This window comes from Pantoea sp. BAV 3049 (genome assembly GCF_009765445.1).
Classification (GTDB): domain Bacteria; phylum Pseudomonadota; class Gammaproteobacteria; order Enterobacterales; family Enterobacteriaceae; genus Erwinia.
Map to the genome: position 1 here is coordinate 723696 of NZ_WHOY01000031.1, position 12136 is coordinate 735831.

9 protein-coding genes are annotated in these 12136 nt (G+C 54.4%); 3 read left to right on the forward strand and 6 right to left on the reverse strand.

Translation table 11 applies throughout. The annotated features are described in order from the left end of the window. Positions 1 to 16 precede the first annotated feature (16 nt). On the forward strand, positions 17 to 1168 hold the full coding sequence (locus GSQ70_RS04220) for a glycosyltransferase family 4 protein (protein ID WP_158781396.1): 1152 nt from the start codon (positions 17 to 19) through the stop codon (positions 1166 to 1168). Between the two features lie 277 nt (positions 1169 to 1445). After that, positions 1446 to 3836, forward strand: coding sequence for a membrane-bound PQQ-dependent dehydrogenase, glucose/quinate/shikimate family (locus GSQ70_RS04225; protein WP_158781397.1), 2391 nt, complete (start codon positions 1446 to 1448; stop codon positions 3834 to 3836). Positions 3837 to 3930: 94 nt separating this feature from the next. On the opposite strand, the gene GSQ70_RS04230 is transcribed toward GSQ70_RS04225, so the two are convergent. From GSQ70_RS04230 to GSQ70_RS04255, 6 genes are read right to left on the reverse strand one after another with little or no spacing between them, the layout of a single operon-like run. Further along, on the reverse strand, positions 3931 to 5565 hold the full coding sequence (locus GSQ70_RS04230) for a GMC family oxidoreductase (RefSeq protein WP_158781398.1): 1635 nt from the start codon (positions 5563 to 5565) through the stop codon (positions 3931 to 3933). Next, positions 5562 to 6089: a sugar dehydrogenase complex small subunit gene (locus tag GSQ70_RS04235; RefSeq protein WP_158781399.1), complete on the reverse strand. Its 528-nt coding sequence runs from the start codon at positions 6087 to 6089 to the stop codon at positions 5562 to 5564. Before GSQ70_RS04235 ends, GSQ70_RS04230 begins: the two co-directional genes overlap by 4 nt. Then, positions 6073 to 7434 (reverse strand): c-type cytochrome, encoded by a 1362-nt coding sequence (locus GSQ70_RS04240; protein WP_158785206.1) that lies wholly within the window; start codon positions 7432 to 7434, stop codon positions 6073 to 6075. The genes GSQ70_RS04235 and GSQ70_RS04240 overlap by 17 nt, the downstream gene beginning before the upstream one ends. A 57-nt stretch (positions 7435 to 7491) precedes the next feature. Continuing rightward, a complete protein-coding gene (locus GSQ70_RS04245) occupies positions 7492 to 8205 on the reverse strand; it encodes a hypothetical protein (protein ID WP_158781400.1) in 714 nt (237 codons plus the stop codon). Between the two features lie 59 nt (positions 8206 to 8264). Further along, positions 8265 to 9410, reverse strand: coding sequence for a beta-propeller fold lactonase family protein (locus tag GSQ70_RS04250; protein ID WP_158781401.1), 1146 nt, complete (start codon positions 9408 to 9410; stop codon positions 8265 to 8267). A gap of 28 nt (positions 9411 to 9438) precedes the next feature. Continuing rightward, the gene (locus tag GSQ70_RS04255; RefSeq protein WP_158781402.1) at positions 9439 to 10752 is read right to left on the reverse strand and encodes an MFS transporter; all 1314 of its coding nucleotides are present in this window, start codon (positions 10750 to 10752) and stop codon (positions 9439 to 9441) included. 223 nt (positions 10753 to 10975) lie between these two features. Here GSQ70_RS04255 and GSQ70_RS04260 point away from each other — a divergent pair, with 223 nt between their 5' ends. After that, complete coding sequence (locus GSQ70_RS04260) at positions 10976 to 12007, forward strand: LacI family DNA-binding transcriptional regulator (protein ID WP_158785207.1); 1032 nt, start codon at positions 10976 to 10978, stop codon at positions 12005 to 12007. The last annotated feature ends 129 nt before the right edge of the window (positions 12008 to 12136 follow it).

Below are 12136 nucleotides of genomic sequence, written 5' to 3' on the forward strand. Positions count from 1 at the left end.
TAATGAGGTGGCTGTAATGAGAATTGGCGTTTCTAATGATAACTACCCTGAAAAAAGGACGATAATTGTCGATTCCGGCGTTGAATACGTAAATTATAAAAATAAAAATCTGTATTACTATCTCAACCTCTTTAATCAGAAAGTGTTAAAAAAACGCAAAAACTTTCTGTTTAAGCCGGTCATACAGCTGCGACAGCCTGATGTCGATATTTTCCATCTTTTCAATGAAGTAGCGCTGACCGATCGCAAGTGGGTGGCGACCTTCGAAACAGAACTCCCCCGCATCCTGCCTCCGCCGAGCGGCAATAAAAGCGAAAACATTTCCGAGCTGAAGAAGCTGTTTCCGGCACTTGCTGCGGGGAATTGCGTGGCGCTGATTGCGCTTTCTGGCGCGGCTTACAGAATGGAACAAAAATTATTCCGCTGTAGCCCGGAAGTATCAGACGCCATTCTGAATAAAATGGTGGTCGTTCACCCGCCGCAAAAACTTTATGTTCAGCAGCGTGAGCCACGGGCGAACGCGCAGCCAGTCCACTTCGTTTTCGTCGGTAATGAATTTTACCGCAAAGGGGGTGGAGAAGTGGTGCGTGCTTTTGAACAGCTGCTGACGGAAGGAAAAATTCAGCCCGATCAGGTGAAAGTCACGCTGATTGGTGACCTGGAAAAACGCCATAACTATGCGCTGGGGAAACATCAGGACGACCCGCAATTCTCCACGGCCACAGAAGCGGCTATAGCCGGACACAGCATCTTTGACCATGTCAAATTTATGCCCAACGAGCAGGTATTGTCGCTCCTGCAGAAAGCCGATGTTGGTCTGCTGCCCACCTGGGCCGAGACTTATGGTTTCTCGGTGCTGGAGATGCAGTCCTGCGGCTGTCCTGTGATCACCACCAACGTCCGTGCACTGCCGGAGATTAATCCGCTGGAAGCAGGCTGGCAAATCAGCCACGAGCTGAACGATGACCTGGAGTATTCAGTCCTGTCAGGCCTGGATCGTGACAAGCTTCGTCAGCAGACCGTGAAGCAGTTGAAGGAGTTGATTCTGGACATTGTCTCGCAGCCGGAACAAATCACCCTCAAAGCAAATGCTGCCATTGAACGAATCCGTATCGAGCATGATGTGGAAGCCTATCAGGCGAAGCTCCGTACGCTTTATAATCAATAGCGATCGTTTCTCTGCCCGCTGCTGAAGAAATTCCGTCAGCGGGCAGGTGATAACATGCCTGACCCGAAAAGATCCATAAAAAATCCTCCGATCCACACATTACCCACCCGGTTATTTTCTCAGCAATTAAATAGTCCAACCCATACGAAATAATCACCTAAAATACATAAATTAATTACTGTTTTTTTCTGAAGTGATTTTAGTTAAATTTGTGTTGTAGAATCGTAAAGGTTAGCAAGGATAATAATTATCCATATGTTTACATTGAGAGAAGAAAATGATTAACAAATTAACAAGTATTGTTATAGCGATATTGGGTCTCGCTATGCTTTACATGGGCGCAAAGCTGCTAATGGTCGGGGGTTCACCGTTTTATGCCCTGATGGCGATTGGCCTGCTGATTACCGCAGTTGCGCTGTTTAAAAACAAAAAATTCGCGTTATCCATTTACGCCATATTAATGTGGATTGTCCTGGCATGGATGATTTATGAAGTCGGGTTCGATAAATGGCAGTGGATCCCGCGTGGCGATCTGATCGGCCTGATCGGCGTCTGGTTGGCTATGCCCTGGGTGGTTCGCCCGCTGTCAAAAGCGCAGAACCCGGCCCGCACGGCAAACTTCCATCCTGTCCTCGGTACTACCGTCATTGTCATGATTGCCATCGTCATTGGCCTGATGTTCTACGATCCGTATCCGCAGGAAGGCAATATCACCACTCAGCGTAACCCGGTCTCTGATGCGACGGCGGGTAATGACTGGACCGCTTACGGCGGCAGTGACAATGGCCAGCGTTTCTCCAATCTGAAACAGATCACTAAAGATAATGTCAGCAATCTGGAAGTAGCCTGGACTTATCATACTGGCGACCTGCGCGATGCTCAGGATGCCAGCGAATATACTTTCGAAGCCACACCGCTGAAGGCAAATAACACTGTCTATTTCTGTACGCCACATAACGAGGTTCACGCGCTGAATCCGGAAACCGGTGCGCTGAAATGGAAATATGAGCCAACCAAAGATCGCTCTTATTTGCAGCAGCACCAGACCTGCCGTGGTGTAAGTTATTATGAAGCGCCGGAAGCACCAGCACAGAACAGCGTTCAGCCTGCCACCGTGGCTAATTCTCCTGCGGTTTGCCGCAAGCGTATCTTCAACGCGGCTAACGATGCCAAATTGCTGGCACTGGATGCTGACACCGGCAAACTGTGCAGCGATTTCGGCAATAACGGCATCGTAGATTTGACCGAAAATATGGGCAAAATTCGCCCACACGCGCTGATGCAGACCGCTGCTCCACTGGTTGCCGGTAATCTGGTGATTGTGGGCGGTTCGGTGATGGATAACGGCTTCAACAGCGGCAACCCGTCTGGCGTAATCCGCGCTTATGACGTGATTACCGGTCGCCTGGTGTGGAACTTCGACCCGGCTAATCCGGATAACACCCAGCCGCTGCCAGCCGGTCAGACTTATCCGCAGGACACGCCTGTGGCCTGGGGCACGCTGAGTGCCGACATGAAAAATGGCCTGGTCTATGTGCCTTTCGGTAACGCCTCGCCGGATGAGCTGGGCCTTAAACGCGATCCAGACAGCAACACCGAGAAGTTCCGCGACACGCTGGTGGCGCTGGATCTGAAAACCGGTGCATTCAAGTGGCGTTTCCAGTCTTCAAAACATGACTTGTGGGATCGGGACAATCCATCTCAGCCTTCGCTGCTGGATATTGACTATCAGGGCAAACGCCAACCGGTGGTGATCCTGCCAACCAAGACCGGTAACCTGTTTGTGCTGAACCGTCTGACCGGCCAGCCGGTGTATCCGGTTAACCAGGTTGATGTGTCAACCAAAGGTATTGAAGGTGAGAAGTATTCACCGATGCAGCCGGTTTCTGCACTGAACTTTATCCCGGCTCCGCTGAAAGAGAAATCGATGTGGGGCCTGACGCCGTTCGATCAGATGGCCTGCCGTATCGATTTTAAATCCATGCGTTACGATGGCAACCCGTGGACGCCATCCACCGAAGCGGGCAGCATTATCTTCCCGGGTAACATTGGTGTCTTCAACTGGGGCTCTGTGGCTGTCGATCCGCAGCGTCAGATCCTGATCGCTTCCCCGGTTCGTCTGGCATACAAATACAACCTGGTGAAGCGTACGCCGCAGACTGAAGATAAACGTCTGATCACCAAAGACGGCACGCCGTACTGGAACGAAAACTTCAACGGTGATTATGCTATCCATATCCAGCAGTTTGCCTCAAGCCTGGGTATTCCATGTATCGCGCCACCGTGGGGCCGTATGGTGGGTGTTGACCTGACCACCGGTAAAACGGAGTGGCTGCGTCGCGTTGGTACCACCAAAAACCTGAAAACGACCTTCCTGCCAGGCCGCTTCCCGATTGGTTTCCCGATGGGAATGGTGGCGCACGGTGGTCCTCTGACCACGGCGGGCGATCTGGTGTTCCATGGTGCAACGGCGGATAACTTCTTCCGTGCATATGACATCAACACCGGTAAACTGCTGTGGCAGACCGAGCTGCCAGCCGGTGGCCAGGCGACGCCATCTACCTATATGGGCGCGGATAACAAACAGTACATTATCATCGCTGCGGGTGGACACGGTTCACTGGGCACCAAAGAGGGTGATGCCGTGGTGGCATACCGTCTGAAATAAGTCACAACGCCGGGTGGGTAGTTTACGCCCGGCGTCACTCTTTATCTGCTTCCGCGACAAATACCTCCTCAGCATTTCCACTACAGCATTTCCACTACACTTTCACCGTTTTCAGCAAATGCTCCGCCAGCCTCAGGCTCAACGCTGCGCCGGTCAGCGTCGGGTTCATACAGGAAGCTGAAGGCATCACGCTGGTTCCGGCAATAAACAGGTTAGGGTGGTCGTGGCACTGACAGTGTCGGTTAACCACTGAAGTCTTTGGATCATCGCCCATAATTGTCGTACCCATAATGTGCTGGCGATCCTGATAGCCCGTGTCGATTTTCGACACTTCTGCATTGAGCAGCCGGGTAAAGCGATCAAAATCCTTCAGCCCCTGTTCTTTGCCCGCGTGCCAGTAATCAGTGACGCTGTAGTAGATTTCCGGCACCGGGATGCCTATCGCGTCCTTTTTGCTTTTGCTGGGCACAATGCGGTTTTCAGGCAGCGGCAGAGTCTCAAAATCGATGGCAAAATTCAGTGAACGGGCGGACACTCGCTTCAGCTCTTCATCCAGCTTTGAACCGAGTACGCCTTTCGCGATCAGCCCTGCCGCATAGTCCGCGGTGGGCACGGTGTTACGCACTTTTATTTTGTAGCTGGGGAAATCCTTGCGGAATGCGCCATCCCTGTTGTTGAGATAAACCAGCAATTCTGTTGGTCCCTGGCCGGGCCAGACATCTTCGTTCATCATCACATTCATGCTGATGCCGGTATGGCCCATCAGGTTGCGTCCAACCTGATCGGAACGGTTTGCGATACCGGTGGGGTATCGCTCTGAAGTGGACATCAGCAACAGCTTGGGTGATTCAATGCCATAAGCGGCCAGCACAAAGTGATTTGCGGTCAGAGTGTGGTTGGAGCCGTCCGGTTTGCGGTACCAGATAGCGGTAATTTTTCCCTCGTCGTCTGCATCGATTTTATACACCACGGAATTATCCAGCAGCCTGGCGCCGTGGCGTTCTGCCTCGTCGATATGCATGGAACCGTCATATTTGGCACCAATCGGGCAAACGGGATTGCAATTATTATTGCCCGCGCAAACCGGGCGTTTGCCATAAGGGCGCGTGGCGCGACCGTTGGGTTCGAGAACCGGGTTGTAGCCTCCTTTCCCCAGCAGCTCCGACAGGCGCGTAAAGAGGTAACTCGGTGCCAGTCCCTTCATCGGGAACGGTGTGGATCGAGGTGGCCAGGCACCTCCGCCATGACCGCTCTCATCCTGCCCCTCCATGCCGGAGACGCCAAGTTCCTGTTCGGCCTTGCCGTACCACGGCTCCAGCTCCTGATAGTCAAACGGCCAGTCGCGCCCACGGCCATACAGGCTTTTCAGCCTGAAATCATTGGGGATCATGCGCCAAAGCGCAGAGCCAAAGTGCCAGGTGGTGCCGCCGACCACGCGCAGATATTTAGTTGGATATTTCACCGGACCGGTTTGCTGCAGATAGTCACCGTAGGTGGAAGGAACATGGGGCAGATCCGGATAGGGCGATCCCACACCCTGCAGCTTCATGTTAGTCAGCGACATTTTAAAAGGTGAATTGCGGAAACGCTCCACGATCTCCTGACGCTTAATGCGAGGTCCGGCTTCCACGATGATCACGGATTTCCGCGCTTTCGCCAGTTGTGTGGCGATCAGACCGCCCATCACTCCTGAACCGATAATAATGACGTCTGCGTCTGGTTTGGTCATGCTGCCTTTCCTTTCTCTGTCTGCGGCTTGCTGCCCCATGAATCGGGGCCGCCGCCATAGGTTGGCACCACCAGAATGCCTCTGGTGGGCAGATACATCATCGCTTCGGCATAGGCAATCAGTTCTCTGTCTGCGCCTTCTCCCACCACGCCCGTGTACCAACTGCCGATAATCAGTGCGGCGGTATGGCGTAGGGGATCTTCATCATTCACCGCCTGAAGAAAATCATCGACATGGGCGAAATGATGGCTGTCCAGAAACGCTGCCAGCGAGTTTAATCGAACCGCGAAATCGGCATAATGCTTGTTCAGCGCAGCAAGGTAGCGCTGGCCGAGGAGCTGGCTGGTCCGTCGGCTGACCAGAAATGAAGAGACATCTGCAAAATCAGTGTCCCGGGCTTGCTGAGCAACTGCCAGCTGTGCGGGGAACAGTGAGGCACAAACGTTGCTGAGTGAGAGTACCGCCATGCCTTTCAGTAACCGACGGCGGCTGAACCCCACTGGCACATTATTTTGCTGAGGCATGTGATCTCCTTCTTCTGACTATCACTGTTCCGGCCACGCCAGCCAGCAGGATGATGGTGACTACTCCCGCCAGTACGGCAGGGCGTGTCAGCCTGACCAGCAGCGGTGTATCGCCTCCTTCGCGCAGCGTTTTGACCTGCGCAGCGGTCACGGAAATCTCTGGATTGCCGAAGTTTTTCAGCACGTAATTGCTGACATCGGCAATCTGCCGGTCGCTGAGTCGGGTGGTGAAATCCGCATCCTCTCCAAAGGCTGGCATTGAAATCGCCTTGCCATTCACCTCTCGCTGCACGCCATACAAAATGGCTGACACAAGATTGTCCGGGCGGTCTGCGCCTGTGGCGCTGTTGTGATATAGCGAAGGATACTCAGCATTGCCCTGGCCGTTGGACTGATGGCAGTTAGCGCAGCTGCCGCTGAAGACTTCCCAGCCCGGATCAACCGGCGTCTGGCCGCGCAACCGTTGCTCGCTATCCGCAGCTTTGCCATAACTGTCTCGTGGCACCGCCGCGCCAGTGTTGATGGCTGGCACCTGGCGCAGATAAGCCACCATTGCCTGTATATCGCGGTCAGAAAGGTGCTGCAGGCTGTGTTCGATCGCTTCGGCCATCGGTCCCGCCGCCTGGGCTTTCCCGCTGAGATGACCGGTTTTCAGATACTGTGCAAGCTCAGCGCTGCTCCAGTTACCAATGCCGGAATGCGGATCGGGGGTGATGTTTGGCGCATACCAGCTGCCCAGGCTGCCGCCGGAAAATGCTTTGGTATTCTGCTGGCCCATCAGCGCATTTCGCGGGGTGTGGCAGGTGTCGCAATGCGCCAGTGCGTTAACCAGATAGTCGCCACGGTTGATCTCCGGCGATTTATTCGCCGTCGGGGTAAAGCGCCCGGCAAACAGCAGATTCCACACGCTCATTGAGGCACGAATATTAAAAGGGAAGGGAAGACGGGTTGGTGGTACAGGAGTATCAACCGGTTGAACACCGTGCATAAAATATTGATAGAGCGCGTGGATATCTTTATCGTTTATTTTTGCATAGGAGGTGTAGGGCATCGCCGGATAGAGGTGCTGTCCCTGCTTATTGACTCCCTGACGCACCGCGCGGGCGAACTCCTCTTCGCTGTAATCTCCAATGCCTTCGCTGCGCGATGGGGTGATATTACTGGCGTAAATGCTTCCCATCGGGGAGCGAATTGCGTATCCGCCCGCCATTAGCGCACCATGATGAGGTGACGTATGGCAGGCACCGCAGTCCGCAGCCGTTGCGAGATACTTTCCTTTAGCGATCGTGTCTTCCTTTGCGCAGGCCAGCGTAATGTGCCCTGCGGTTAAAAAGATCAGCCCCATCGCCAGAGGCAGACTCAGTCTTCTCACCTGACATGCTCCTGTAACGAAACGCGGAACTTAAAGCAGCTCGTAATCGTTGAAGATCAGCGGGGTCTCTCCGCCGTTGGTCAGCTCAACCTTTTCCGGCTGGGTCAGCATTGCGTCGCCCCGGTGGATCCTGACTTCTTTATTGCGGTTTGGCTGACCGGGGATGGATTCCAGCAGGCGGCCTTCGGTAAAGAAGACCCGCACGCCTGGCCCATGCTGCGTATACAAAGTGGTGCTCTCGCCGGGTTGCAGGGTGACTTTCCAGCCCCTGACGGTTTTCTGATCCAGCACCTGATTAAAAACAGGTTTGTCTGGTCGGGTGGCCCCGCCAAAGTGCTGCGGGCCGGGTTGCTTAATTTCAAAAGCAACCTGCTGGTTCAGTGTGGTGCCGGTATTGGTCACCTTATCCGTCTCAGATTTGCCCTGATGCGCGCCGAACTTGACGTTGCCACTTTTCATCTCGCCGTCTCTGGCGGGTTTATCCGGGTATGAGGTGTGCGTCAGGCTGCCGTCAATATGGGTGTTGACGTAGTCGAGGTGTTGCTCATGAAACAGCGTCGACTGGCCGGGACGGATCATCACCCGCATCACGGTTACGTACTGGTTTTCCAGAATAACGTGATGTAGCGGTTCGAGATTAGTGGCGACGACCGGTTCGGCTGCCAGCACTGCAGGGGAGGTGGCCAGCACAAACAGGCCGGTGGCGCACAGGGCGGAAAGCAGGGGATGCGGATTGTGGTTCATATAAACTCCTGTTGTGGCACATTGTTAGCCCGGGAAACCCTCCCGGGCCTCAGCTGATGCTACTCTTCGACCAGTGAAATCCAGTTAGCCCCTTTCCCGGTGGGATAGCGGCCAACCAGCGTCAGCGCACCGGTTGCACCAATGGTGTAAAGGGAAAGCTGGGTGGACTTCTGCCCGGATTCGATCAGAAAGCGCCCGCTGTTATCAATAGCGAAACCGCGAGGCTGCTGTTCAGTTTTGATGCTGCTGAGGTAAGTCAGATGTCCGTCAGTGGGATCAACGGAAAACGAGGACAGGGTGCTGCTGGTGCGCTCCGTGGAGTACAGATATCGCCCGTCCGGCGTCAGGTGGATATCGGCCTGCCAGATACGCGGTTTGTGCGACGGTGGCAGGTCATCATCACCGGTCAGCGGACGGGCCTCGCCACGCTGCAGATCTTCCTTCGGCGACACGGAATTCACATCTTCAACCGGCGTGGCAGTGCCGCCTTTGTTCAGCGTCAGGCGGGTAATATTGCCGGCCATTTCGGTCAGAATGTACATATTGCGCTTACCCTGTTTATCCAGGTTCGGCGCAATGACAAAGTGGCGTGGACCGGTGGCGGCTTCGCTCTGAATATTGATAAACGCCGGATTGTTCGGCGTGACCTTGCCGGTAGCGGCATCAAAATGGAACTGCAACAGCTGATCAGCACCCAGCAGCGTGACGTAGAGATAATGATTGGTGGGATCGACCTGAATGGCGTGTGCCCGCTTGCCGGTGTGTACCACCTGCACCGGTTTTGCTTCCACCAGGCCGTTGCTGTCGATGCGATTAATGCTGAACAGATCGCCGCCATAGGAGGCGCTCAGCAGGAAATGCCCCTGTTTGTCCGTAGAGAGATAAGCCATGCTCTCCGGCAGCGGCGACTGCCCGACTTTTTCCAGCTTGCCATCCGGCTGGATACGATAGGCCACCACGCTGTACGGTTTACTGCGCACTGAAACATAGAACATCTTTTTGTCTGGTGAAACCACCGATGACATGGCCCTGGCACCTGCGGGGAATGCGCCTACCGGGACCAGCGTCATTTTGGTTTTATCCAGCTGGTAACCGGTCACCGTTCCGCTGTCGGCATTGGAAACATATACCAGGCTTTGCGCCTGAACGCTGCCTGCCAGCGCCATCATCGAGACCAGCGCGCCTGCATAAAGACTGTTTTTCATTGTTATATCCAGTTTGTAGGAGGGAGGATTAAGCTTTGTGATTCACGGTCATCACTTCACTGACTTCTGCGGTTTTTTTAATCTCCAGCGGCTCGATTTTTCCCATGATGAACATGAAATTAAGCGCACCGAACAGGCAGATACCGCCTGCCACCAGCAGGGGGACCACAAACGAACCGTGGCTCAGGGTCAGCATCAGACCGGTAAAGGAAGCCGTAACGATGCCCGCCAGGTTGCCGGCGAAGTTCTGGATACCGCCAAGCGTGCCGACATAACCCGAGTTTGGTGCGACGTCTGCCGGTAAGGTCCAGATATTGGCGGCAGTGAACGCCAGACCTGCATAGGTCAGGGAGAAGAGGCTCAGGATCACTGCAACGCTATCGGTGAAGGCCGCGAAGGCGATGACCGATGAGAGCAACATACCGCCGATCAGACAGGTTTTACGGGCAGTGGTCAGCGAGAAACCTTTTCGATACATCCAGTCTGAGGTGATGCCGCCCAGCAGGCTGCCGGGAATGCCCATCAGTGCCGGAATGGCCCCGAGCGTTCCCAGTTCTTTCAGCGAGAAACCATGCGCCATGGTCAGGTAGGTGGGAAACCAGGTGACGAAGAAATAGGTGGCGAAGTTCATGCAGAAGAAGCCGATCATCATGCCCCACACCGTACGGTAACGGAACAGACCGCCGATATTGACCTTCTCGTTTTTATCCACGCTGTGGACGCTGCGATCGGCCAGCAAGTTCTGTCGCTCCTGTTCGTTCAGGCCCTTCATCTCTTCCGGTTCGCGATAGAACATCAGCCAGATGGCAACCCAGGCCAGCCCCAGCCCGCCGGTGACCACGAAAGAGGTTTCCCAGTCCCAGGTACTGATTAACCACGCAACCAGCGGCAGGGCGATGGCGCTTCCAGCACGCGGACCGGCGTCAAAGATACCGCTGGCGGTGGCGCGCTCTTTTTTGGCGAACCAGGAGTAAACCACCTTGGCGCAGCCGGGATAGCCACCGGACTCGCCCAGCCCGAGCATCAGACGGGAGGCAAAGATCGAGGTGAAGCCACGGCCAAACGCAGTAAACACGGTAAACAACGACCACCAGCCAACGGCAACAGCCAGTCCGGCACGTGCGCCCAGGCGGTCAATCAGGCGACCGGCCGGAATTTGCATCAGGGCATAAGTCCAGAAAAAAGCACCGAGGATCAGCCCCATACTGGTGTCATCCAGTCCGAGATCCTGTTTAATATGCGGTGCAGCGATGGCCAGATTGATACGATCTATGTAATTGATGGCGATGGCGAAGAAGCAAAATGCGATCATCAGCCAGCGGACCCGTGGGTATCTACGCATGGTAAATTCCTTTATTATCTCGGTGTTTTCAGAAGGGCTGATGTGGCGAATGCCCGTTTGTTTGTTATCAAATGGTGATAAATTACGACTCTATTGATAATATGATGTTAAAAGTAAGCGATTACAAAAATCAGTCAAGGCAAAAGTAAGCGCTTTCAAAATGAACCCCTGGTTGTCTGCTGAATTTGTGGACGACGTCACTAATTTCACCTGGAGCCTGAAGATGACCGATAAGCCTTCTCCCCCTGTAAGAGTTTCTCTGGAAGACGTGGCTCTGCGTTCGGGCGTCTCTACGGCAACGGTTTCACGGGTCCTGAATGGCAGCACGACCGTGCGGCAGTCGCGGCGGGAAGCGGTGGAAAAGGCGTGTGAGGAGTTGGGCTACGTGATTAACCGCGCAGCGCGGACGCTCGCCTCCCGGCGTAGCATGACTATTGGGGCTGTGGTTCCCACGCTGGCCACGGAGACATTTTCCCGACCGCTGGCGACCTTCCAGCAGAAGATCCACCAGTCAGGCTATACGATGCTGCTGGCCAACTCGGATTTCGATCCGGAGACCGAGCTGAAGGAAGTGAACAAGCTTGTGGAGTACGGCATTGACGCGCTGATGCTGGTCGGCAACTCACACCATCCACGTTTGTGGGAGCGGATCACCCAGCAGGGTATCCCGTGTATTCAGACTTTTTCTGTCGATCAGCGCTATCCGGGCGTGGGTTACGATAACGAACAGGCGGCAGGGGAACTAACCGCGCATCTGCTGGGACTGGGGCATAAAACCTTTGGCGTGATTGTCGGGACGCCGCCATCGAACGATCGCGTATCAGACCGTATCACCGGGACCCGACAGGCGCTGACAGCAGCGGGATTAGGCATTGATGAAGCCAATCTGATCAACAGCGCCTTCACGATGAATGACGCGCGGCAGGCGATGTTCCGGCTGCTGGACGGGCCGAATCCGCCGACAGCCATAATCTGCGGCAACGATCTGCTGGCCTTCGGGGCGATGCGGGCTGCAGGCGAGCGCTACCTGCGCATTCCGAATGATGTTTCTATTACCGGATTCAATGATTATGAATATTCGGAGCATCTGGAACATCCCCTGACCACCATGAGAGTGGAGCTGGACCAGATTGGCGTCTGCGCAGCGGAATATCTGCTGGCAGAATTAAACGGCCAGCCAGCACAGCGACAGACAGTGTTGAAACCGGAGCTGATTGTGCGTGGCAGTACCGGGTCAGCACCACGGGGACGTTGAGCCACCGTGACAATTAAAAATATGTGAAATGATGCACGGTATAAAATATAAATCTCCCTATTATTAAACACACTGTTAACGGTAATACATGATGTGTTGCCGTAAAGGAATGAAGTTATTATGTTGAAA